This is a genomic window from Streptomyces sp. NPDC017936 (assembly GCF_044328485.1).
Classification (GTDB): domain Bacteria; phylum Actinomycetota; class Actinomycetes; order Streptomycetales; family Streptomycetaceae; genus Streptomyces.
On sequence record NZ_JBIRHK010000002.1, the window covers coordinates 607,473 to 629,382 of the forward strand.

Here is a 21,910-nt window from a genome sequence, read left to right on the forward strand (position 1 = left end):
GTGCCCTGCCTGCTGATGCGGGGCGGCACCTCCAAGGGCGCCTACTTCCTCGCCCGTGACCTGCCCGCCGAACCCGCCGAGCGCGACGCGCTGCTGCTGCGGATCATGGGCAGCCCCGACGCCCGCCAGATCGACGGCCTGGGCGGCGCCCACCCGCTCACCAGCAAGGTCGCCGTGGTCTCGCCCTCGGCCGGCCCGGACGCCGACGTCGACTACCTGTTCCTGCAAGTGGCGGTCGACAAGCCCGAGGTGAGCGACCGTCAGAACTGCGGCAACATCCTCGCCGGCATCGGCCCGTTCGCCGTCGAACGGGGGCTCGTGACGGCGGGGGAGGAGGAGACGTCCGTCCGCATCCGCATGGTCAACAGCGGTGACCTGGCGACGGCGACCTTCCCGACCCCCGGCGGGCGCGTGGACTACACGGGGGACGCCGGGATCTCGGGCGTGCCCGGAACGGCGGCGCCCGTGGTCGTCGAGTTCCCGCCGGGCGCCGGCCCGCTGCTGCCCACCGGCAACGTCCGCGACGAGATCGACGGCGTGCGGGTGACCTGCGTCGACAACGGCATGCCGACCGTCCTCATCGAGGCCGCCTCCCTCGAGGTCACCGGCTACGAGTCGCCGGCCGAACTGGAGGCCGACGAGGACCTGGCCGGCCGGCTCCGCTCGATCCGGCTGCGGGCGGGCCGGCTGATGGGCCTCGGCGACGTCTCGGACGCCACCGTGCCCAAGCTCACGCTGCTCGCCCCGCCCCGCGAGGACGGCGCGATCACCACCCGCACCTTCATCCCCGTGCGCTGCCACACTTCGATCGGGGTGCTCGGCGCGGCCGGCGTGGCCGCCGGCCTGCGGATCGAAGGAGGCGTGGGCGCGGACCTCGCACGGCTCACGCCCGGAAGTGACCGGATTCGCATCGAACACCCCACCGGCTTCCTGGACATCGAAAGTAGCCTCGGCAGCACCCCCGACGGGCTGCCCTCCGCCCGCCGCACGGCCGTGGTCCGCACGGCCCGCAAGATCTTCGACGGCACCGTGTTCCCCCGGTCCGCCGAGACGGCACCCATCCCCCCGCACCCCGAAGGAGGTCACCGATGACTCCGCCGCTCGGCGACATCGCCCACATCGGCCACGCCCAGCTCTTCACCCCGGACCTGGACGCCAGCGTCGGCTTCTTCACCGACTACCTGGGCCTGACCGTCAACGGGCAGGACGGCGACACGGTCTACCTGCGGACCTTCGACGACTACGAGCACCACAGCCTGGTGCTCACCGCGCGGGAGCGGCCCGGCCTCGGCCGGCTCGCCCTGCGCACCTCCAGCGAGGAGGCCCTGCGGCGCCGCGTGGAGGCGATCGAGGAGGCAGGCGGCACCGGCCACTGGGCGGAGGACGAGCCCGGCCTCGGCAAGCTCTACGTCACCACCGACCCCGACGGCCACGAGCACGCCCTGTACTGGGAGAGCGAGCACTACCGGGCCCCCGACGAGCTGCGGCCCGCGCTGAAGAACCAGCCGCAGGCCAAGCCCAACCGGGGCGTGGGCGTACGGCGCCTGGACCACGTCAACTTCCTCGCCGCCGACGTCCTCGCCAACGCCGAGTTTCAGCAGCACGTCCTCGGCGCCCGGCCCACCGAGCAGATCCGGCTCGACAGCGGGAAGATCGCGGCGCGCTGGCTGACGTTCACGAACAAGTCGTACGACGTCGTCTACACCTCCGACTGGACCGGCTCGGCCGGCCGGCTGCACCACATCGCCTTCGCGACCGACACCCGCGAGGACATCCTGCGCGCCGCCGACCTCGCGATCGACAGCGGCGTGTTCATCGAGACGGGACCGCACAAGCACGCCATCCAGCAGACGTTCTTCCTGTACGTCTACGAGCCCGGCGGCAACCGGATCGAGCTGTGCAACCCGCTCACCCGGCTCGTGCTGGCGCCCGACTGGCCGCTGATCACCTGGACCGAGGAGGAGCGGAAGAAGGGCCAGGCCTGGGGCCTGAAGACCATCGAGTCCTTCCACACGCACGGCACGCCACCGGTGGCCTAGGAACCGGCGGAACGGGGGTGGGCGCGCACTGCGGTGGGCGCCCACCCCCGGCGTCTCCGGACCTCGCCAAGATCGTCGATGAGATTGTTGACAAAAGCGTTGACACTCCTGGGGCGGGTCCTTAGCGTCTAGCGCACACCGGGTCAGCCGCACGAGCCGCGTCGGCCCGCATCACCTGAGTCCCCCTCCAGGGAACGCCTCCTGGACGAGAGGAAAACAACGATGTCCTCCTCCCCCGCTCTGTCCGCCCGCGGCAGCAGACTGGCCCTCCTGGTCGTCGGCCTGTGCTGGCTGGCCGTCCTCTTCGACGGCCTGGACATGTTCATCTACGGCTCGGTGCTGCCGCACCTGCTGGAGACGAAGACCTTCGGCCTCACCCCGGACCAGGCCGGCGACCTCGGCAGCTACGCCACCTTCGGCATGCTCGTCGGCGCCCTCGCCGCCGGCACCGTCGCCGACCGGATCGGCCGCAAGAAGCTGATGGTCGCCTGCGTGATCCTCTTCTCGCTGGCCTCCGGGGTGTGCGCGCTGGCGGACAGCGTGGCCGTCTTCGGCCTCGGCCGGACCCTGGCGGGCGTCGGACTCGGCGGTCTGCTGCCCACCGCGATCAGCATGGTCTCCGACTACGCCCCGCGCGGCCGCGGCGCCCTCGTCATCGGCCTGCTGATGACCGCCCACCACGCGGGCGGCATCCTCTCCGCGTACGTCGCCAAGTGGCTGATCGACCCGGTCGGCTGGCGCGCCGCGTTCTGGGTCTGCGTGGCGCCGCTCCTGTTCGCCCCGGTGCTCGCCCGGTTCCTGCCCGAGTCGCTGAGCTTCCTCGTCGCCAAGGGCCGCACCGAGGAGGCCCGTGAGCTGGCCGCCCGCTACGACGTCGAGCTGCCCGCCGCCAAGTCCGGCAAGCAGGGCACGGCCGACCGCTGGACCAACCTGGTCAACCTCTTCCGCGGCGGCGAGTGGGTCCAGACCGTGCTGTACTGGCTGGCCTCCTTCGGCGGTCTGCTCCTGGTCTACGGTGTCGCCACCTGGCTGCCCACCCTGATGCGCGCCGAGGGCTACGAGCTGGGCTCCGCGCTGTCCTTCGTGGTCGTCTTCAACCTCGGCGGCATCGTGGGCATGCTGGTCGCCGGCCGGGCCGCCGACCGCTTCGGCGCCCCGCGCATCTCGGCCATCTGGTTCGCGCTGACCGCCGCCGGCGTCTTCCTGCTCAGCGTCCACATGCCGATGACCGTGACGATGATCGTCGTCTTCCTCACGGGCGTCTTCCTCAACAGCGCCCAGACGATGATCTACGCCACCGTCTCCATCCGCTCCCACCCCGGCAACCGCGCCACCGCCGTCGGCTGGACCTCCGGCATGGGCCGCTTCGGCGCCGTCTTCGGCCCGTGGCTCGGCGGTCAGCTGCTCGCCGCCGACCAGGGCGACTGGGGCTTCACCGCCTTCGCGCTCGCCGGTGTCTCCTCCATGGTCTTCATCGGCATCGCCGCCCTGCGCGGCGCGAAGCCGGCCGACGGCCAGGACAGCCCGCAGGAGAAGCAGCTGGCCGCGCACTGAGCGGACCGGGCAGCCGGTCAGGGGCTGCCCGGCCACCGGGGGCGAGGACGGACGCCGGCCCCGCACGAGGGACGTGCGGGGCCGGCGTCCGGCGTGTGCGGGGCGGGCCGGCCGGACCGGGCGGCCCGCCCCGCACCCGTGCCCCCGCCGAGGCCGAACCGGCCGGCGCGCTGCGCGCCCGGGGCGCCGCCGGGACCGGCCGACCCTGCGCGCCGGCGCGGGCCGTCCGTCGCACGCCACCGCGCGTCGTGCCGCTCCACCGGTGCCCGCGGCCGGGCCCCCGGCCGGAAGGAGCCGTGCGGGGGCATCTCGGTCAGTCGTCCGACCCCATCTGGTCCTCCGCCGACAGGTGCTCCACCGTCTTCCCCGTCTCGGTGAACGTCCGCGTCACATGGCCGGAGGAGTACACCCACAGGATGCGCAGCGGGCGGTCGCCGACGTTGCGGAAGAGGTGCGGGACGGGGGAGGGGATGTACGTCGTGTCGTACCGCTCCAGCCTGGTCACCTCGCCGTCGACCCACACCTCCGCCTCGCCGTCCAGGACGGTGACGTGCTCGTCGCAGTTGTGGGAGTGCAGGGGCGCCCCGGAGCCGACCGGGTAGACGCTCATCCCGCTGGTGATGCGGTTCTCGCCGTGCGCCGACGGCGTGGTGATCAGCGGTGTCGTCACGACCGAGCCGCCGCGGTCGAGCAGCGGCACCGACGCGGCCTTGATGATGGTGGTCATCCGGAGTTCCTCGTTCCTCTCCACTTCCCGAGCCCTTGCGTCGAACGACGTTAGGCCGCCGCCCCGTGAACGGGGGGCCTCCGGCGTGCAGTTTTACCTTGCGCTCCGAGAAGGGTGAGCTGCCCGGACACGGCTGTACCTTCACCTGGCACCGCACGGCTCTCGGACCCGTGCCCGTAACGCGCCGGAAAGAAAAGGCAGGTATCGGCCAGATGAGGCTCCCCGTTCTCGACCAAGAGGAAATGGATGCGCGGCAGCAGGAACTGGCCGCCCGCATCGCCGGCCGCCGTGGCGCCGTCCGCGGTCCCTTCCGGGTCTGGCTGCACAGCCCGGAGATGTGCGAGCGGGCCGAATCCCTCGGCGCCTTCGCCCGTTTCGACTGCAGTCTCCCCAGGCACCTGCGCGAGCTGAGCCTGCTGATGGCCGCCCGCAACTGGGACGCGCAGTACTCCTGGAACGCCCATGTGCACCAGGCCGTCGAGGCCGGCATCCCGGAGGCCGCCGTGAAGGCGATCGCCGAGAAGCGCGAGGCGGTCTTCGGCAACGACGCCGACCAGGCCTTCTACCAGTTCTGCCGCGAGGTCCTCGAGGACCACTTCGTCACCGACGCCACCTTCGCCCGCGCCCTGGAGCACTTCGGCGCCAAGGGACTGGTGGACACCATCGGCGCGCTCGGCAACTTCACCATGCTCGGCATGTGCCTGAACACCTTCCAGGTGGACCTCCAGGCCGACAAGGAGCCCCCCTTCCCGGACGTCCGCGGCCACGGCCGGGTCGTCCCCGGCACGGACCCGTCCCGGCCGTGAGCTCCCCGACCGTCCAGGGAACGCAGGGAGGAGCCGCTGTGACCCCGACGAATCCGGTGGTCCCCGAGGCCGGCAGCGGCCGCACGGGGCAGCCGCCCGCCGTGCTGCGGGTGCGCGGCGTGACCAAGCGCTTCGGCGGCGCCGCCGCGCTCAAGGGCGTGGACCTCGACCTGTTCCCGGGCGAGGTGCACGCGCTGATGGGCATGAACGGGGCCGGGAAGTCGACGCTGGTGCAGGTCCTCGCGGGCGTCCACCAGGCCGACGGCGGCACGGTCGAGGTCGACGGCCGGCAGCGGACGGGCCTGAGCGTGCGCAAGGCCCGCAGGCTCGGCATCTCGTTCGTGCCGCAGCGCCGGGAGCTCGCCATGGGGCTGACGGTCGCCGAGAACGTCCTGCTGGGCGACCTGCCGACCAGGGGCCGCGCGGTGAGCTGGAGGGCGGTCCGGTCCGAGGCGGCGGCGGCGCTGGCCGGCCTCGGCATCGACGTCGCCGTGGACCGCGTCGCGGGCACGCTGACCGTGGCCGAGCAGACCATGGTGGAGGTGGCGCGCGAGGTGCGCCGCGGCGGCCGGGTGCTGATCCTCGACGAACCGACCGCGTGTCTGAGCGCGAAGGACGCCGACCGGATCCGCGCCCTGGTGCGCAGGCTGCGCGACGAGGGCGTGGCGATCGTCTACATCTCGCACTACATCGACGAGGTCATGGCGGTCGCGGACCGGGTCACGGTCCTGCGGGACGGCATGCTGGTGCGCAGCGCGCCCGCCGCGGAGATGGACGCCGCCGCCCTGGTGCGCAGCATGGTCGGACGGGACGTCGTCTCCACCCGTCCCCGGCGCCCCGCCCCCAAGGACGAGAGCGGCCTCACCGTGCGCGGCCTGACCCACGGGCGGGCCATCCGGGACTTCGGCGTGACGGTGCGCAAGGGCGAGATCGTCGCCGTCCTCGGACCGGCCGGCGACGCCCAGTCGCGGCTGTTCGACCTGCTGTCCGGCCGGCGGCGCCCCGACGCCGGCGAGATCCACGTCGAGGGCCGCCCGGTGCCCCTCGGCCGGGTCCGCGCCTCCCTCTCCAGCGGTCTGCGCTGCGTCACGGGCGACCGGCGGGCCCTGGGCCTGGTGGCGGGGCTGTCCCTGGACGAGAACCTGATGATGGCGGGCGACCGTTTCGCGCGCCGCAGGCTGCACCGGCGCGGTGAACTCGCCCGCCGCGCCGCGCCCCTGCGCGACAGCTACGGCGTGGTCGCCCTCACCGGCAACCCGCCGGTGGGTTCCCTCTCCGGCGGCAACCAGCAGAAGGTCCTGCTGGGCAAGTGGCTGGAGACCGAACCGGTCGCCTGCTTCCTGGAGGACCCCACCAACGGCGTGGACGTGGCCGCCATGGCCGACATCCACACCCTCGTCGACGACCTCGCCTCCCGCGGCGTGGCCGTACTGCTCGCCTCCTCCTCCGCCGAGGAGGTCATGCGCCTGGCCGACCGGGTCGTCGTCGTGAGCGCCGGCCGCACGGTCGCCGAACACGACATCAACGCCATCACCCGCGACGAACTCGTCGCGACCGCCCTCGGAGGTCGACCGCAGTGAGCCTGAAAACCCCCTCCGCCTCCCCGGACGTCGCGGCCGGCCCGCCCCCGGACGAGTCCTCGGTGCGCGGCCCCCGGAAGCTGCTGCACCTCCCGCACGGCGGTCTGCTCCTCGTCCTGGTGCTCGTGGCGGTCTTCACCGCCGTGCAGGCGGACTCCTTCACCGGCCAGCAGAACCTGCTCAACGTGCTGCGGCAGGTCAGCGTCAACGCCGTCATCGCGGCCGGGCTGACCCTGCTGATGACCGCGGGCGGCATGGACTTCTCCATGGGCAGCAACGCCGCCGTCACCCTGTCGGTCGCCGCGCAACTGCTCCACGACGGCTGGTCCACTCCGGCGGTGGTCGTCGTCGGCCTGGCGCTCGCCACGGCGATCGGCCTGGTCAACGGTCTGGTGGTGACCTTCACCCGGGTCGCCCCGTTCGTGGCCACCCTCGCCTCCGCGATGCTGCTCGACGGTGTCGCCCTGCTGGTCCTGGACGGCATGAGCGTCACCATCGGCGACAGGATGACCGGCCTGGGCAACGACGAGCTCGCCGGCATCCCGTACCTCACGGTCGTGGCCGTGCTCGTGCTGGCGCTGACCGGCGTGACGATGAAGTACACGACCTTCGGCCGGGACGCCTTCGCCATGGGCGGCAACGAGCACGTCGCGCGGCTGAGCGGCATCAACGTGCCGGCCCGCAAGCTGGCGCTGTACGCGCTCGCCGGCGCGCTGGCGGGCCTGGCCGGTCTGATGCTGCTGTCACGGCTCGGCGCCGCCGCGCCCAACACGGCCGGTCTGATGACCCAGTTGACCGCCGTGGCGGCCGTGGTGATCGGGGGCACCTCGCTCGCGGGCGGCCACGGGACGATCCTGGGCACGGTCCTCGGCGTGATCCTCCTGGGCGTCGTCGCCAACGCCCTCAACCTGCTCCAGGTCGACAGCAACTACCAGTTCGTCGTCACCGGCGGCGTGCTGCTGGTCGCGGCGGTCGTCAACGAGTTCCAGCGCAAGTCCGCGCCCGGCGGCCACTGACACCGCGTCAGGACGCCCCGCGCCCACCGTCCTCGCGCATCCCCCCACCTCGTGCGCGCCCCCTCACCCGTCACCGCACCTTCTCTTCGACGACGCAGGAAAGGCCAGCCCCATGACGCCCCTCGCCAGATCACCCCGCCGCGCCGCCGCGGTCTCGCTCGCCGCGGTCGCCGCCCTGACGCTCGCCGGATGCGGCTCGCAGGACGACGGCGGCGCCGGCGCCGGCGGATCCGTGTCCCTCGGCTTCGTCAACGGCTCCACCACGCACTTCCACACCTGTCTGCTCAAGGCGGTCGAGCAGGAGGCGAAGGCCCAGGACGCCGAGGTCTACTCGGCCAACTCCAAGCAGGACGCCGGCACCGAGCTGTCCAACATCGAGGACATGATCGCCCGGAACGTCGACGCGCTGATCGTCCAGACCGTGAACGTGGACGCCCTGGAGGGCGACATAGCCAAGGCCAAGGCGGCCGGAGTGCCGATCTACCTCACCTCGGTGGCCACCTCCGACATGTCCGACGTGCTCGGCGCGGCCGTGGTCGACCTGAAGAAGGTCGGCGCCCTGGACGCGGGCTGGATCGGGAAGGACGCCGCCGGCAAGGACGTCACGGTCGGCATCGTCGCGGGCGCCCCCGGCGCCGCCTCGGACCTGCTGGTGGGCGGCTTCAAGAAAGCTCTCCCCGCGAACGCGAAGGTGGTGGCCGAGCAGCCCGGCATGTTCAACCCGGCCAAGGCGCAGGACGTCGCCGAGAACATGATCCAGGCCCACCCCGACCTCGACTACGCCTTCGTGGCCAACGAGGAGATGGCGTTCGCGGTCCGGAAGGCCTTCGACGCGGCCGGCGCCGAGAACGTCAGGATCGTCTCCGTGAACGGCACCGAGGAGGGCGTCGCCGCGGTCGAGGACGGCCGGCTCTCCGCGACCGTCGCGAACTCCGCCCTGACCATCGGGCGGACAGCGGTGAAGAACACGGTCGGACTGCTCGACGAGAGCAAGGGTGTTGACAAGATCTCCAACATTCCTCTTGTGTTGGTCACCGAGGACAACGTGAGCGAGGCTCCCCAGTACTGCCCCCAGTAGGGCCCCACCGGGAACCGGCGCCCCCGCAGCGCGTCCGAGCCGCAGCATTCCGCCATGAGGCCACCCCGGCCCGGAACCGATGTCCGGTCGTCGTGGCCTCGTGGGAGGACCCTTCGCTCCCCGCCGTCCGCCGCCGGGCGGGGAGTGCCGTCGGAGGAAAACATGGATCGCTTGCTCCTCATGCACAGTTTCGTCACCGTCGCCCGGGCCGGAAGCTTCAACGGAGCCGCCAGGAAACTCGGCTCCTCGGGCTCCCTGGTCTCCCGGCACGTGGCCGAGCTGGAACGACAGGTGGGGGTCCGCCTGGTCAACCGCACCGCCCGCTCGGTGAGCCTCACCGAGCCGGGGCAGCGGTACGCGGAATTCGCGGCCCGGATCCTGGACGAGATCGAGGCGCAGGACGCGGCGATCGCCGACTCCCACGACCGTGCGGAAGGCACGCTCAGCATCATCTGCCCGAAATGGATAGGCAGCCTGGACCTCGGCGACGCGATAGCCGCCTTTTCCGCGGCCCATCCGAAAATCCAGGTCCGTTTCGAACTCGGCGGAATGTCCGACCGCACCTACGACTTCCTGGACAGCGGATTCGACGTCGCCTTCCACACCCGGGACCTGCGCGACTCCAGCGTCCGGCTGAAGAAGATCGCCTCGCTGCCGTTCGTGCTGTGCGCCTCGGCGGACTACATCGAACGCCGCGGCGCCCTCACGCACCCCAACGACGTCGCCCACCACGACTGCCTGGTGCACGTCAACGACCCGGTCTGGCGCATCGGCCACGGCCACGCCAGCACCCTGCACAAGATCCGCAACATCGCCTTCTCGTCCAACTCCTACCTGGCCCTGCAGAAGGCCGCCGTCCACGGCCGCGGCATCGCCCTGCTGCCCCAGCGGCCCGCCTACGACGACCTCGTCTCCGGCGCCCTGCGGGTCCTGCTGCCGGAGCTGGCGGTCCCGGACCGCCCGCTGTACGCGATCCACGGCCCCGGCCAGGACACCCCGCGCAAGATCAGCGTGTTCCTGGACTTCCTCTCCGCGTGGTTCTCGCAGAACCCCATCCCGGCGATCGGATGACGGCGCCGGCCGGTCCGGGGCCACGGCCGCAACAAACGATTGCGCATTCCGTCGGACCCGGACCGTTGAGGCCCTCACCACCCCGAACCTACGCTCACCGGGCGACCCGGAAACGAGGAATCCATGGGAATCCAGAGAATTGAATCGGTCACCTACGGCATCGCCGACCTCGACGTATGCGTCCGGTTCTTCGACGACTTCGGCCTGTTCCTGGTGGAGCGGACCGGCGAACACGCGGTGTTCGAGACGCTCACCGGGCAGACGCTGCACCTCGACACCGACCCGGGCCCGCTGCTCCCCCCGCCGGTGGAGGACGGCCCGACCCTGCGCGAGGTGGTCTGGGGCGTCGACACCCGCGAGGAACTCCGGCGGCTGGTGACCGCCGTCGGCCGGGACCGCACGGTGCGCGAGAGCGCCGACGGCGTCTTCCGCACCGTCGACCGCAGCGGCTTCGGCGTCGGCCTCACCCTCGCCCGTCCGAAGAAGACGGCCGTCGAGCCCCGGCCCGTCAACTCCCCGGGCAGGGTGACCCGCTGGAACACCGCCCTGGAGCCGCTCACCCGCGCCCACCCGCTGCGGATGTGCCACGTGGCGCTGAACATCGCGAAGGAGGGCAAGGACGAGGCGGTCGCCTTCTACACCGGCCTCCTCGGCTTCCGCCCCACCGACGTCGTCGAGCCCATGGGCGTCTTCCTGCAGGCCCCCGGCGACGACGACCAGCACACCATGCTGCTGTGCCACCGCCCCGACCGCGTCGGCGTCAACCACGTCGCCTACGAGGTGCCCGGCTTCGACGACGTGATCGAGGGCGGCAACTTCATGATCGAGCGGGGCTGGCGGGAGGCCCGCAGGCTCGGCCGGCACACCATCGGCTCCAACGTCTTCCGCTTCCTGCACGCCCCGTGCGGGGGCCGCGTCGAGTACGCCGCCGACATGGACCGCGTCGACGACACCTACGAGACCCGCGTCCACGAGACGACCCCGCCGCACCACATCTGGGCCCTGCGCACCCACCGCGACCAGGACGCCGCCGCCGGCGCCTGAGGCCTGACGGCACCCCGACCCACCCCCCAGCCTGAGAGGGCACCCACCCATGACCACCGACCACGGCTACCCCGCCGTCCGCCTGTACATCGCGGGCGAGTGGTGCCAGGGCGGTACCGGACGTACCGCCCCGATCGTGAACCCGGCTACCGAGGAGGTGATCGGAGACGTCCCCCTGGCCGCCCCCGCCGACCTGGACCGCGCGCTCGGCGCCGCCGCGGAGGGCTTCAGGACCTGGCGCGCCACGCCCATGGCCGAGCGCACCGGGATCCTGCACGCCGCCGCCGGCCTGCTCACCGAGCGCGCCGCCGAGGTCGGGCGGATCATGACCCTGGAGCAGGGCAAGCCCCTCGCGGAGGCCACCGGCGAGGTCCGCCGGGTCGCCGGCACCCTGCGCTGGCACGCCGACGACGCCCGCCGCGCCTACGGCCGCATCGTCCCCTCCGGGCCCGGCACCCTCCTGACCGTGCGCCGCGAGCCGATCGGGCCCGTCGCCGCCTTCGTCCCGTGGAACTTCCCGGCGGGCGGCCCGATGCGCAAGATCTCCTCCGCGCTGTCGGCCGGCTGCTCGATCGTCCTCAAGGCCTCGGAGGAGACCCCGGCCACGGCGATGGAACTGGTGCGCTGCTTCGCCGACGCCGGGCTCCCGGCCGGGGTGCTCAACCTCGTCTTCGGCGAGCCCGCCGAGGTCTCCGCCCACCTGATCGCCTCCCCGGTGATCCGCATGGTCGCCTTCACCGGGTCCGTGCCCGTCGGCAAACTGCTCGCCGCGCGGGCCGGCGAGGTCATGAAGCCGTCCCTGATGGAACTGGGCGGCCACGCCCCGGTGATCGTCTGCGCGGACGCCGACCCCGTGAAGGCCGCCCGCAGGGCCGCCCGGGCGAAGTTCGCCAACGCCGGCCAGGTCTGCACCTCGCCCAGCCGTTTCCTCGTCCACGACAGCCTCGTCGGGGAGTTCACCGCCGAGTTCGTCCGGGCGGCCGAGGCGGTCGTCGTCGGCGACGGGCTGGCCGAGGGCACCACCATGGGCCCCCTGGCCAACGAGCGCCGGCTGAAGGCGCTGGAGCGGCTCACCGCCGACGCCGTCGCCCGCGGCGCCGAGGTCCTCACCGGCGGTGAACGCCCGGACCGCCCCGGCTACTTCTTCGCGCCGACCGTCCTCACCGACGTGCCCGAGGACGCGGAGCTGCTGCACGAGGAGCCGTTCGGGCCGATCGCGCCCGTGCTGCCCTTCACCGACCTCGACGAAGCGCTCGCGACCGCGAACGCGCTGCCGTACGGGCTGGCCGCCTACGGCTTCACCGACTCCGCCGCGACCGTCGAGAAGCTCTCCGACGAACTGGAGGCCGGCATCCTGTCGATCAACCACTGCGGCGGCTCCGTCCACGAGGCGCCCTCCGGCGGCGTCAAGGACAGCGGCTACGGCCGCGAGGGCGGACCCGAGGCGCTCGACGCCTACCTGGTCACCAAGCGCGTCTCCCACCTGCTGGTGCCATGAGGTACGCACGGCTCTCGGTCGGCGGCCGACCGGTGTGGGGACGGGTGGGGGAGACGGACGTCGAACTGCTGTCCGGCTCGCCCCTCGAGGAGGACCCGCAGGTCATCGGCGCCGTCCGGCGCGACACCGCCGTCTGGCTGCCGCCCGTCGTCCCGCCCGTCTTCTACGCCGTCGGCATGAACTACCCGCGCCACGTCGAGCACGCCGCGAAGCGCGGCGACGCGGCCGCCGTCCTGCCGGACCGGCCCGAGGTCGGCTACCGAGCCAACAACGCGCTCACCGGCCACCTCGCGCCGATCGTGAAGCCGGCCGAGGTCGAGGGCCGCTTCGAGGCCGAGCCCGAACTCGTCGCCGTCATCGGCCGCACCCTGCGGCACGCCACCCGGGACGAGGCCCGCGCGTCGGTCTTCGGCTGGACCATCGGCAACGACGTCAGCGCCCGCACCTGGCAGCACCAGGACCGCACGTTCTGGCGCAGCAAGAACAGCGACACCTTCAAGCCCATGGGCCCCTGGATCGAGACCGACGTCGACGCCCTCGCGCAGACGACCACCCTGCGGGTCAACGGCGGGGAACGGGCCTCGTTCCCCACCGGAGACATGGTCTTCGACCCCTTCGACTACATCGTCGAGATCACCAAGCACATCACCATGCACCCCGGTGACGTGCTGTGGATGGGCGCCGAGTCGACCTGTCAGATCGAACCGGGGGACACGGTGTCGGTCGAGATCGGCGGGATCGGCGTGCTGTCCAACCCCGTTCGTTCCGAAGGGAATCCGTCATGAGCGCAGAACCCCGCTACATCCACCACGTCAACTTCCCCACCACCGACCCCGACCGCACCGCCGAGTGGTACTCCAAGGTCTTCGGCATGAAGCGGATCACGCCCAAGTCCAACACGCGCGTGGTGCTGATGACCCGCGGCACCTTCGACCTGCACTTCACGCCGGTGGAGGAGATGGAGCGCATGGCGCCCTACCACTTCGCCGTCGAGGTCGACGACTGGGACGACTTCCTCGCCCACCTCGAGGAACTGGGCATCCGCCACACCCGCCCGATCCAGCGGCCCGAGAACCAGTCGAAGTTCTGCTACATCCACGACCCCGACCACACCATGATCGAGCTCGTGTACCACGCCAAGCGCCCCAACTGAGCACCGCTGATGAGGAGTTACCTTCCATGCCCTACGCCGACTCCGACGGCACCTCGATCTACTACGAGCGTCACGGCAGCGGTCCGGCGATCCTGTTCGTGCACGGCAGCGGCGGTCACCACGCCGCCTGGTGGCAGCAGGTCGCCGCCCTGCGCGACGAGTTCACCGTGGTCACCCTCGACCTGCGCGGTTTCGGCAGGTCCGATTCGTCCATGCCGGAGTTCGACGGTCAGGACTTCCCCGGCGACGTCGTCGCCGTCCTCGACCACGAGGACCTGACCGACGTCATGCTGGTCGGCCAGTCCATCGGCTCCGTCGCCGCCCTGCGCGCCGGCCTGCTGCGCCCCGAGCGCGTCTCCTCCGTCGTCCTCGGCCACTCCCTGGGCGGCATCAGCCACCCCGAGCTGCGGGAACTGGCCGCCGCCGACCGCGCCGAAGCCGTCAAGCTCCCCGTCGTCGACCGCCTGCTGACCAAGCCGTTCCAGCGGGAGCGCGCCGACCTCACCTTCCTGTTCCAGCAGATGGGCACCTTCAACGCCGCCCGGATGCAGGACCTGCGCAACCTCGACACCGACGGCCCCTCCCTGGAGGAGATCCGGGCGTCCGGCGTGCGGGTCGCGTTCCTCGCGGGCGAGAAGGACGCCGTGCTCGGCGTCAAGACGGTCACCCGCGCCCACGAACTGCTCCCCGACTCGCGCCTGGAGATCGTCCCGGGGGCCCCGCACTCCATGTACTGGGAGACGCCGGGCCCCTACAACGAGGCCGTCGCCCGGCTGCGCCGCACCCTCACCGCACCGGAGGAAGCCGCATGACCACCCTGACCCTGGCCGCCGCCGAGGAGATCATCGAAGCCGCCCACCAGCGGGCCCGGGCCCTCGGGAAGGCGGTGAGCGTCGCCGTCGTGGACGCCGGCGGTTTCCCGATCGCCATCCGCCGCCCGGACGGCGCCCGCCCCCTCACCCCGGACATCGCCCGCGCCAAGGCGTACACCGCGGCCGTCATGCAGCGTCCCGGCACGATGCTGAAGAAGTGGCAGGAGAGCCAGCCCGTCTTCTTCTCCCAGCTCTCCCAGCTCCCCGGCGCCGCACTGCCGATCCTGGCCACCGAGGGCAGCGTCACCGTCAAGAAGGACGGCGAGGTCATCGGCGGCCTCGGCATCGCCGGCGGCACCGCGGACGAGGACCAGAAGATCGCCGACGAGGTCCTGGAATCCCTCGGCTACGAACTGGACTTCGCCGCCTGGGGCGTCGCGGGAACCGGAAAGGACGCGTGACCCATGGCGGACACGTTCAACTACCGCATCGACCACCACGGCAGCCTGGTCCGCCCGCCCGAGCTCACCGCCGCCCGCGCGGCCGGTGACCCGGAGGCGCTGCGGGAGGCCGCACTCGGGGCGGTCCGGGACGCGGTGGTGTTCCAGCGCAAGCTGCGCTCCACCGTCGTCACCGACGGCGACTTCCCGCGCGAGGACTTCCGCAGCGCCGTCCTCGACTCCGTCTCCGGCTTCCGACGCACCGACGAGACCGACTCCCGGGGCCTGGTGCGCTGGGTCGCCGAGTCCCTGCCCGAGGCCGACGGCCCGCTGCTCGCCGACTGGGCGGCCCGGCTCACCGAACTGACGGTGATCGCCCCCAAGGCGTCGCTGCCGTCCCCGGCGTACCTCGCCGCGACCACCTTCCGGCCCGGCCTCGGCGTGCCCTCCGCGCGGGCGCTCGGCGAGGCCCTCGCGGAGATCGTCCGGGCGGAGATCGCGCTGCTGGTCTCCCGGGGCGTGCGTCTCGTCCAGCTGAACAACCCCTTGCTGCTGGACCAGTTGGCCACGGATCCGGCCGACCCCGGCGCGCTGTCCTTCGAGGACGCGCTCGCCGTCGACGCCCTCGCCGTCCGGCTGGACGAGCGCCCCGAGGGCGTCCGCATCGGGGTGGCGCCCGGCTGGGCCGCGCCGGCGGAGGTGGACCGGGCCCGCGCCGAGAAGCTGTACGGCGAGGTCGGCGCCGACCGCTGGATCCTGCCGTTCGACCAGGGCACCGAGGCCGAGCTGGACCTGGTGAGGGCGCTGCCGGAGGACCGGGACGTGTGCCTGGGCGTCGTGGACGCGACCGTGCCGGAGCTGGAGGACATCGACACGGTGATGCGCCGGGTCGACGCGGTCGCCGAGGTCAAGGACCTGGAGGACGCGGCCGTGAGCCCGTCCCGCGGCTTCGCCGACGTGGCGAGCCGGCCGCTGCTCACCGCCGAGGACCAGCGCCGCAAGCTGGTGCTGGTGGAGACCGTCGCCCGGTACTGCTGGGGCAACGAGTTCTGACCGGTGCCGGGCGGCCCCGGGGGAGCCGCCCGGCACCTCGTCCTACAGCACGTCCGCGAACGTCACCGAACGGTCCGTCAGCAGCGGCCACACCGTCTCCGCGACCAGCTCGCGGAAGTGGTCGGCCGTCTTGTGCGCCTCGAACCCGGCCCGGTCGGCGTACCGCTCGTACAGCAGGAACCCGCCGGGCCGGCCCTCCTCGGCGTGCACCTCGTACGCCTCGTTCGCGGGCTCTGCGCGGGTGTGGTCGCGCACCTTCAGCAGCGCGGCGCGCACGGCCGCCTCGTCGGCGGGCTCGCAGCGGTAGTGGGCGACGACGGCGTAGGACATGTGTCTGTCTCTCCTCAACGGGTCCGCGGAGTCCCCGTTCGGGCCTCCCGCCCGCCGAATTCCAGCACGGATCGGATCCGCGCCCACCCGCGCGCCGCGCAACCAATGCCTGCTGCCACGGGACTGGCGACACCGCCCCGACGTGGTGTGTCGTCGCAGTCCGCACCGTGGCCGACGAAGGAAGTGACCCGACATGCGCACCGTGGAAACCCTCTCCGGCGGGGAGTGGGTGGCGACCGCCGAATGGATCGACGTGCTCGACCCCGCCGACGTCCGCACCCCCGTCGCCCGCGTCCCGGCCCTCACCGCCGAGGACGTCACCCGGGCCTTCGACCACGCCGAGCGCGCCTTCGCCGGGTGGAAGCGCACCAGCCCCTTCGAACGGGCCCGCGTCCTCACCGGCGCGGCCCGGCTGATCCGCGACCGGGCCGAGGAGATCGCCGCCGACGTCACCGCCGAGAACGGCAAGACCCTGGCCGAGGCGACCGGCGAGACCCTCAAGGCCGCCGACTTCCTGGAGTACTACGCCGGTCTCGCCCGACAGGGCTACGGCACCCTCCTGCACGACGTCCGCCCGCACCACCGCACCCACACCCAGCGCGAGCCCATCGGCGTGATCCTCGTGATCAGCCCGTGGAACGACCCGCTGATCACCCCGGCCCGCAAACTCGCCCCGCTGCTCGCGGCCGGCAACGCGGCCGTGTTCAAGCCCGCCGGCGAAACCCCGCTGTCCGGGCTGCACTTCGCGCGCGCCCTGCACGACGCGGGTCTGCCGGCCGGAGTGCTCAACGTCGTCACCGGCCGCACGGCCGAGATCGAGGAGGCCCTCCTCGACGACCCGCGGATCGCCGGCCTCACCTTCACCGGCTCCAACGCGGTCGGCAACCGCATCCGCCGCCGTCTCGCCGACCGCAACGTCCGCTTCCAGGGCGAGCTCGGCGGCAAGAACGCCTCGGTCGTCCTGAAGGACGCCGACCTGCCCTCCGCCGCCAGGGCCGTCGTCGCGGCCGCCTTCGGCCAGGCCGGCCAGCGCTGCACCGCCACCAGCCGGGTGATCGTCGAACAGCCCGCGTACGAGGAGTTCACCCGGCTGCTGGTCGCCGAGGTCGAGGGCTTGAGGACGGGCCCGGGCAGCGACCCGGCGACCACCCTGTGTCCCCTGTCGAGCCCCAAGCAGCGCGACAGCGTCCTCGCCGACCTGGCCAGGGCCGTCGAACAGGGCGCCACCGTCCTGACCGGCGGCCGGGCGGACGACGAGGGCGAACGGGCGCACGGCTGCTACGTGCAGCCCACCGTGCTCGCCGACGTCACGCCCGAGACGGCGATCTGGCGCGAGGAGGTCTTCGGGCCGGTGCTCGCGCTGCGGGCCGTACCCGACTTCGACGCCGCCGTGGAGGCCGTCAACGACTCCGACTTCGGCCTGGCCGCCGCCGTCTTCACCGGCGACCTGTCCAGCGCGTACCGCTTCACCGACGAGGCCGAGTGCGGCCAGGTCGCCGTCAACACCACCACCACCGGCTGGGACGTGCACCTGCCCTTCGGCGGGTTCCGCGACTCCGGCACGGCCTACAAGGAGCAGGGCGAGGAAGTCCTGCGCTTCTCCACGCGCGTCAAGACGGTCGCCGTCCACTTCGGTGCCTGACGAACGGGAGCGGCAACACGAGAGAGGAGGACGCTGATGGCCGACGAGACGATCGGCGTCGTCGGCGCCGGCATCGTGGGTCTGGCCACGGCGCGCGAGATCGCCCTGAGCCGGCCCGGCACCCGGGTCGTGGTCTTCGAGAAGGAGCGGGAGGTCTCGCTCCACCAGACCGGCCACAACTCGGGCGTGGTGCACGCCGGCATCTACTACACGCCCGGCAGCCTCAAGGCCGACCTGTGCGTGCGCGGGGTGTCCCTGCTGCGGGAGTACTGCCAGGACCGCCGGCTGCCGTACCGGGAGACCGGCAAGCTGGTGGTCGCGGTCCGCGAGGACGAGCTGGGCCGGATGGACGCCCTCTACGAGCGGGCCCGGAACAACCACGTGCCCGACCTGAGGCGGATCTCCCAGGAGGAGATCCGGGAGATCGAGCCGCACGCCGGCGGCGTCGCCGCCCTGCACTCGCCGCGCACCGCGATCACCGACTACCCGGCGGTCGCCCGCGCCTTCGCCGAGGACGTCGTCGCCTCCGGCGGCGAGGTCCGGCTCGGCTTCGCCGTCACGGGCCTGCACGACGTGCCGGGCGGCGTCGAGGTCTCCTCGGGGCAGGAGAAGGTGCGGGTGGACCGGCTGATCCTCTGCGCGGGCCTGCACTCCGACACGGTGGCCGGGCTCGCGCGGGACCGGCCGGAGCCGCGGATCGTCCCCTTCCGCGGCGAGTACATGCTGCTCAGGCCGGAGCGGACGCACCTGGTGCGCGGCCTGATCTACCCGGTGCCGGACCCGCGCTACCCGTTCCTCGGCGTGCACTTCACCCCCCGCGTCGACGGTTCGGTGGAGGTCGGCCCCAACGCGGTCCTGGCGCTGGCCAGGGAGGGATACACCCGGACCGGGGTCTCCCCGCGGGACCTGCTCGGCCTCGCCCGCTACCCCGGCGCCTGGAGGATGGCCGCCCGGCACTGGCGCACCGGCGTCAAGGAGTACCGCGGATCCTTCTCCACGGCGGCCTTCATGAAGGACGCGGCGCTGTACGTCCCCGGCGTCGGCGTGCGGGACGTCGTCCGCGGCGGCGCGGGCGTACGCGCCCAGGCCCTGGACCGGGACGGCACCCTCGTGGACGACTTCCGCATCCACCGGGTGGGCCGTGTCACCGCTGTCCGCAACGCGCCCTCGCCGGCCGCGACGGCCTCCATGGCGATCGCCGAGCACATCGTCGACGCCGTCTTCGAGGACCCGTCCGCCACCTGAAAGCGCCCTGCGCACAGCGCACTTCCACGCAACAACAGCTTGCGCTCCCAGGGGCTCCGCAAGGCCTCACCACCCGCCTAGCGTTCCCTCCGCAACGCCCCACCGGCCCGCGTCACCGATCGGCTCCACCGACCCGCGCCACCGATCCGCTCCGCGCACGCGGCTCCACGAATCCGGCTCCGCCAAGAGAAAGAAGTACGGGACATGTTCGTCGTCGACACCCAGATCCACATCTGGAAGGAAGAGACCCCGGACCGCCCCTGGGTCCCGGGCGCCAGGGAGCGCATCCGGCTCAACGGCCACCGCGAGGACCCCTTCTCCTACGAGGAGGCCCTGGAGCTGATGGACGAGGCCGGCGTCAACCGCGCGCTGATCCTGCCGCCGTCCTGGGAGGGCGACCGCATCGACTACGCCCTCGAGGCGTGCGAGGCGCACCCCGACCGGTTCGGCATCATGGCCCGCATCCCGCAGAACAAGCCCGAAGAGGGCAAGGCCATGCTGACGGACTTCGCGCAGAACCCGCACGTCAAGGGCACGCGCCTGACCTTCCACCGGCCCATCGACCGCAACTGGATGATCGACGGCACCAACGACTGGTACTGGCCGGTCGCCGAGGAGCTGCGCATCCCGACGATGGTGCACGCCCCGATCTGGAAGAAGGAGCTCGGCGAGATCGCCGCCAGGCACCCCGAGCTGAAGATCATCATCGACCACATGGGCATCATGGCCCGCTGCGTCGACGACGCGATCGGCTACTGGGTGCAGGAGACCGCCGACCTGGCCGCCCACCCGAACATCTACGTCAAGGTCTCGGCGCTGCCGGGCTACTCGACGCAGCCGTTCCCGAACGACAACATCCAGAAGTACGTGCGCGAGATGGTCGACAGGATGGGCCCGCAGCGCTGCTTCTACGGCACCGACATCACGCGGCTCCTGGGCCACGGGATCACGTACACCGACACCATCGAACAGTTCACCAAGCACTGGGACTTCACGCCCGAGGAGCTGGAGTGGATCATGGGCCGCGGTATCTCCGAGGTCCTGAACTGGCCGATCGAGGGCTGAGGAACCACCAGAGATGACGGACAGCAACAACACGCCGGGCGCCGACGGCGGTGACGGCGGTGCCGCCTTCGTATCCGCCTTCAACGCCGTCGGCGCCGACTACCTCTTCTGCTCATCGGGGTCCGAATGGGCCCCGGTGTGGGAGTCGCTGGCCCGCCGCCACCGCGACGGCGAGCCGGCCCCGCGGTACCTGGACCTGACCCACGAGACCGTCGCCGTCGGCATGGCCACCGGCTACGGACTCCTCAAGCGCCGCCCCCAGGGGGTGCTGCTGCACGCCGCCCCCGGCCTGCTCCAGGGGTCGATGGCGGTGCACGGCGCGCTCCTCGCGGGCGTGCCCATGGTGGTCGCCTCCTCGGAGTCCACCACGTACGGCGACGCCCCCGGCCACGACCCGGGCGGCCAGTGGTACCGCAACCTGTCGATCGTGGGCGGCCCGCACGGCATCGCCCAGCCGTTCACCAAGTGGTCCACCCAGGCGGCCAGCGTGCACACGCTGCCCACCATGATCACGCGGGCGGCGGAACTGTCGTGGCGCGCCCCGGCCGGCCCCGCCTACCTGAACGTCCCGCTGGAGATCCTGCTCGAGGACTGGGACGGCCGCGAGGCCAAGCCGGTCGTCGCGCCGGGCTCCACGCACAGCTCCCCGGAGGAGGTCGACCCGGTCGCGCGGATGATCCGGGAGGCCCGCAACCCGGTGATCGTGACGGAGACGGCCGGCCGGGAGGCGGGCGGCTTCGAGGCCCTGACGGCCTTCGCCGAGGCCTGGAACATCCCGGTCGTCGAGCCCGACTCGGCGGTGTGCGGCAACTTCCCGCGCACCCACCGGCTGCACGCCGGCACCGACATCGGCCCGTGGATGGACACGGCGGACCTGATCCTGCTGGTCAACTGCCGCGTGCCGTTCTACCCGCCGAGCCGCGAGCCCTCCCGGGCGAGGATCGTCGTCATCGACGAGGTCCCGCAGCGCCCGCACGTCGTCTACCAGGTCCTGTTCGCGGACACCTACCTGGAGGGCAACGTCGCCCACACCCTGCGCCAGCTCACCAAGCGCGCGAAGGACCTCGACGAGGCCGCCGTCGCCGAGCGCCTCGCCGCGCAGGAGACCCGGTTCGCGGCCGAGCGGGCCGCCGTCGCGCAGGCCGAGACCAAGGCCGGGGAACGGGCCGGGGACGCCGAGGGCGTCGACCCGGTGCTGGTCGCCGCCACGCTGCGCGGGCTGCTCGACGGCAAGGACGGCATCGTCGTCGACGAGACGATCACCCACAGCCGGACCGTCAAGCGCCACCTGCGCACCGACGCCCCCGACTCGTACTTCTACGTGCAGGGCGGCCTCGGCCAGGGCATCGCGGTCGCGCTCGGCGTCAAGCTCGCCGCCCCCGACCGCCCGGTGGTCCTCACCGTCGGCGACGGCGCCTTCGCCTACAACCCGGTCATCCAGTCGTACGACGCCAGCAAGGCGTACGACCTGCCCGTGCTGGTCGTGGTGTTCAACAACCGCGTCTACAAATCGATGAACCTCAACCACCGCAGGTTCTACCCCGAGGGCGCGGCCGCCGAGACCGGCGAGTGGCTCGGCACCGACCTGCACCGACTGCCCCGACTGGCCCGGTTCGCCGAGCCGTTCGGGATGCACACCGAGACCGTCGACACGACCGAGGCCCTGGCGCCCGCGCTGGAGCGCGCCCTCAAGGCCGTGACGGAGGGCACCACCGCCGTCGTCGACGTCCTCGTCACCCGCTGAACCAGGAGGCACC

General features: G+C 72.3%; 21 protein-coding genes. 19 read left to right on the forward strand and 2 right to left on the reverse strand.

The features are described from left to right. The first annotated feature begins 15 nt into the window (after positions 1–15). From ACH4F6_RS06235 to ACH4F6_RS06245, 3 genes are all read left to right on the forward strand, one after another. On the forward strand, positions 16–1,092 hold the full coding sequence (locus tag ACH4F6_RS06235) for a 4-oxalomesaconate tautomerase (RefSeq protein ID WP_397958800.1): 1,077 nt from the start codon (positions 16–18) through the stop codon (positions 1,090–1,092). Next, a complete protein-coding gene (locus tag ACH4F6_RS06240) occupies positions 1,089–2,039 on the forward strand; it encodes a catechol 2,3-dioxygenase (RefSeq protein ID WP_397958696.1) in 951 nt (316 codons plus the stop codon). The genes ACH4F6_RS06235 and ACH4F6_RS06240 overlap by 4 nt, the downstream gene beginning before the upstream one ends. Positions 2,040–2,261: 222 nt before the next feature. Beyond that, positions 2,262–3,593, forward strand: coding sequence for an MFS transporter (locus tag ACH4F6_RS06245; RefSeq protein WP_397958697.1), 1,332 nt, complete (start codon positions 2,262–2,264; stop codon positions 3,591–3,593). 313 nt (positions 3,594–3,906) lie between these two features. On the opposite strand, the gene ACH4F6_RS06250 is transcribed toward ACH4F6_RS06245, so the two are convergent. Continuing rightward, the gene (locus ACH4F6_RS06250) at positions 3,907–4,320 is read right to left on the reverse strand and encodes a cupin domain-containing protein (RefSeq protein WP_397958698.1); all 414 of its coding nucleotides are present in this window, start codon (positions 4,318–4,320) and stop codon (positions 3,907–3,909) included. 242 nt (positions 4,321–4,562) lie between these two features. Here ACH4F6_RS06250 and ACH4F6_RS06255 point away from each other — a divergent pair, with 242 nt between their 5' ends. The 12 genes from ACH4F6_RS06255 to ACH4F6_RS06310 all read left to right on the forward strand — a co-directional run bounded on the left by ACH4F6_RS06255 (position 4,563) and on the right by ACH4F6_RS06310 (position 15,871). Further along, positions 4,563–5,126, forward strand: coding sequence for a carboxymuconolactone decarboxylase family protein (locus tag ACH4F6_RS06255; RefSeq protein WP_397958699.1), 564 nt, complete (start codon positions 4,563–4,565; stop codon positions 5,124–5,126). Between the two features lie 38 nt (positions 5,127–5,164). After that, a complete protein-coding gene (locus tag ACH4F6_RS06260; protein WP_397958700.1) occupies positions 5,165–6,706 on the forward strand; it encodes a sugar ABC transporter ATP-binding protein in 1,542 nt (513 codons plus the stop codon). Next, positions 6,703–7,722, forward strand: a complete 1,020-nt coding sequence (locus tag ACH4F6_RS06265) for an ABC transporter permease (RefSeq protein ID WP_397958701.1) — start codon at positions 6,703–6,705, stop codon at positions 7,720–7,722. Before ACH4F6_RS06260 ends, ACH4F6_RS06265 begins: the two co-directional genes overlap by 4 nt. 112 nt (positions 7,723–7,834) lie before the next feature. Further along, positions 7,835–8,800 carry a sugar ABC transporter substrate-binding protein gene (locus tag ACH4F6_RS06270; protein ID WP_397958702.1) on the forward strand — a complete coding sequence of 322 codons (966 nt, stop codon included), beginning with the start codon at positions 7,835–7,837 and terminating at the stop codon, positions 8,798–8,800. Positions 8,801–8,962: 162 nt separating this feature from the next. Further along, positions 8,963–9,871 (forward strand): LysR family transcriptional regulator, encoded by a 909-nt coding sequence (locus tag ACH4F6_RS06275; RefSeq protein ID WP_397958703.1) that lies wholly within the window; start codon positions 8,963–8,965, stop codon positions 9,869–9,871. Positions 9,872–9,994: 123 nt separating this feature from the next. Then, positions 9,995–10,915, forward strand: coding sequence for a VOC family protein (locus tag ACH4F6_RS06280; RefSeq protein ID WP_397958704.1), 921 nt, complete (start codon positions 9,995–9,997; stop codon positions 10,913–10,915). Positions 10,916–10,964: 49 nt separating this feature from the next. Then, the gene (locus tag ACH4F6_RS06285; RefSeq protein ID WP_397958705.1) at positions 10,965–12,413 is read left to right on the forward strand and encodes an NAD-dependent succinate-semialdehyde dehydrogenase; all 1,449 of its coding nucleotides are present in this window, start codon (positions 10,965–10,967) and stop codon (positions 12,411–12,413) included. Beyond that, on the forward strand, positions 12,410–13,198 hold the full coding sequence (locus ACH4F6_RS06290; protein ID WP_397958706.1) for a fumarylacetoacetate hydrolase family protein: 789 nt from the start codon (positions 12,410–12,412) through the stop codon (positions 13,196–13,198). The genes ACH4F6_RS06285 and ACH4F6_RS06290 overlap by 4 nt, the downstream gene beginning before the upstream one ends. Next, positions 13,195–13,566: a VOC family protein gene (locus tag ACH4F6_RS06295; protein WP_397958707.1), complete on the forward strand. Its 372-nt coding sequence runs from the start codon at positions 13,195–13,197 to the stop codon at positions 13,564–13,566. The genes ACH4F6_RS06290 and ACH4F6_RS06295 overlap by 4 nt, the downstream gene beginning before the upstream one ends. 26 nt (positions 13,567–13,592) lie before the next feature. Then, positions 13,593–14,378 carry an alpha/beta fold hydrolase gene (locus tag ACH4F6_RS06300; protein ID WP_397958708.1) on the forward strand — a complete coding sequence of 262 codons (786 nt, stop codon included), beginning with the start codon at positions 13,593–13,595 and terminating at the stop codon, positions 14,376–14,378. Beyond that, a complete protein-coding gene (locus ACH4F6_RS06305; protein ID WP_397958709.1) occupies positions 14,375–14,839 on the forward strand; it encodes a heme-binding protein in 465 nt (154 codons plus the stop codon). The genes ACH4F6_RS06300 and ACH4F6_RS06305 overlap by 4 nt, the downstream gene beginning before the upstream one ends. 3 nt (positions 14,840–14,842) lie before the next feature. Continuing rightward, positions 14,843–15,871 (forward strand): methionine synthase II (cobalamin-independent)-like protein, encoded by a 1,029-nt coding sequence (locus ACH4F6_RS06310; RefSeq protein WP_397958710.1) that lies wholly within the window; start codon positions 14,843–14,845, stop codon positions 15,869–15,871. A gap of 42 nt (positions 15,872–15,913) precedes the next feature. On the opposite strand, the gene ACH4F6_RS06315 is transcribed toward ACH4F6_RS06310, so the two are convergent. Further along, positions 15,914–16,201: a putative quinol monooxygenase gene (locus tag ACH4F6_RS06315; protein ID WP_397958711.1), complete on the reverse strand. Its 288-nt coding sequence runs from the start codon at positions 16,199–16,201 to the stop codon at positions 15,914–15,916. Between the two features lie 193 nt (positions 16,202–16,394). Between ACH4F6_RS06315 and ACH4F6_RS06320 the strand changes: the two genes are divergently transcribed. The 4 genes from ACH4F6_RS06320 (at position 16,395) to ACH4F6_RS06335 (ending at position 21,897) form a co-directional block, all read left to right on the forward strand. Then, a complete protein-coding gene (locus tag ACH4F6_RS06320; RefSeq protein ID WP_397958712.1) occupies positions 16,395–17,843 on the forward strand; it encodes an aldehyde dehydrogenase family protein in 1,449 nt (482 codons plus the stop codon). Between the two features lie 36 nt (positions 17,844–17,879). Then, positions 17,880–19,088: an L-2-hydroxyglutarate oxidase gene (gene lhgO, locus ACH4F6_RS06325; RefSeq protein WP_397958713.1), complete on the forward strand. Its 1,209-nt coding sequence runs from the start codon at positions 17,880–17,882 to the stop codon at positions 19,086–19,088. Positions 19,089–19,292: 204 nt separating this feature from the next. Continuing rightward, the gene (locus ACH4F6_RS06330) at positions 19,293–20,153 is read left to right on the forward strand and encodes an amidohydrolase family protein (RefSeq protein WP_397958714.1); all 861 of its coding nucleotides are present in this window, start codon (positions 19,293–19,295) and stop codon (positions 20,151–20,153) included. Between the two features lie 13 nt (positions 20,154–20,166). Then, positions 20,167–21,897 carry a thiamine pyrophosphate-dependent enzyme gene (locus ACH4F6_RS06335; RefSeq protein WP_397958715.1) on the forward strand — a complete coding sequence of 577 codons (1,731 nt, stop codon included), beginning with the start codon at positions 20,167–20,169 and terminating at the stop codon, positions 21,895–21,897. Positions 21,898–21,910 lie beyond the last annotated feature (13 nt).

What these genes read in the sequence shown, in the direction of transcription:
- ACH4F6_RS06235 (WP_397958800.1), top strand. Translation starts at nt 16, where the DNA reads ATGCGGGGCGGCACCTCCAAGGGCGCCTACTTCCTCGCCCGTGACCTG.
- ACH4F6_RS06240 (WP_397958696.1), top strand. Translation starts at nt 1,089, where the DNA reads ATGACTCCGCCGCTCGGCGACATCGCCCACATCGGCCACGCCCAGCTC.
- ACH4F6_RS06245 (WP_397958697.1), top strand. Translation starts at nt 2,262, where the DNA reads ATGTCCTCCTCCCCCGCTCTGTCCGCCCGCGGCAGCAGACTGGCCCTC.
- ACH4F6_RS06250 (WP_397958698.1), bottom strand. Translation starts at nt 4,320, where the DNA reads ATGACCACCATCATCAAGGCCGCGTCGGTGCCGCTGCTCGACCGCGGC.
- ACH4F6_RS06255 (WP_397958699.1), top strand. Translation starts at nt 4,563, where the DNA reads ATGGATGCGCGGCAGCAGGAACTGGCCGCCCGCATCGCCGGCCGCCGT.
- ACH4F6_RS06270 (WP_397958702.1), top strand. Translation starts at nt 7,835, where the DNA reads ATGACGCCCCTCGCCAGATCACCCCGCCGCGCCGCCGCGGTCTCGCTC.
- ACH4F6_RS06275 (WP_397958703.1), top strand. Translation starts at nt 8,963, where the DNA reads ATGGATCGCTTGCTCCTCATGCACAGTTTCGTCACCGTCGCCCGGGCC.
- ACH4F6_RS06280 (WP_397958704.1), top strand. Translation starts at nt 9,995, where the DNA reads ATGGGAATCCAGAGAATTGAATCGGTCACCTACGGCATCGCCGACCTC.
- ACH4F6_RS06285 (WP_397958705.1), top strand. Translation starts at nt 10,965, where the DNA reads ATGACCACCGACCACGGCTACCCCGCCGTCCGCCTGTACATCGCGGGC.
- ACH4F6_RS06290 (WP_397958706.1), top strand. Translation starts at nt 12,410, where the DNA reads ATGAGGTACGCACGGCTCTCGGTCGGCGGCCGACCGGTGTGGGGACGG.
- ACH4F6_RS06295 (WP_397958707.1), top strand. Translation starts at nt 13,195, where the DNA reads ATGAGCGCAGAACCCCGCTACATCCACCACGTCAACTTCCCCACCACC.
- ACH4F6_RS06300 (WP_397958708.1), top strand. Translation starts at nt 13,593, where the DNA reads ATGCCCTACGCCGACTCCGACGGCACCTCGATCTACTACGAGCGTCAC.
- ACH4F6_RS06305 (WP_397958709.1), top strand. Translation starts at nt 14,375, where the DNA reads ATGACCACCCTGACCCTGGCCGCCGCCGAGGAGATCATCGAAGCCGCC.
- ACH4F6_RS06310 (WP_397958710.1), top strand. Translation starts at nt 14,843, where the DNA reads ATGGCGGACACGTTCAACTACCGCATCGACCACCACGGCAGCCTGGTC.
- ACH4F6_RS06315 (WP_397958711.1), bottom strand. Translation starts at nt 16,201, where the DNA reads ATGTCCTACGCCGTCGTCGCCCACTACCGCTGCGAGCCCGCCGACGAG.
- ACH4F6_RS06320 (WP_397958712.1), top strand. Translation starts at nt 16,395, where the DNA reads ATGCGCACCGTGGAAACCCTCTCCGGCGGGGAGTGGGTGGCGACCGCC.
- lhgO (WP_397958713.1), top strand. Translation starts at nt 17,880, where the DNA reads ATGGCCGACGAGACGATCGGCGTCGTCGGCGCCGGCATCGTGGGTCTG.
- ACH4F6_RS06330 (WP_397958714.1), top strand. Translation starts at nt 19,293, where the DNA reads ATGTTCGTCGTCGACACCCAGATCCACATCTGGAAGGAAGAGACCCCG.
- ACH4F6_RS06335 (WP_397958715.1), top strand. Translation starts at nt 20,167, where the DNA reads ATGACGGACAGCAACAACACGCCGGGCGCCGACGGCGGTGACGGCGGT.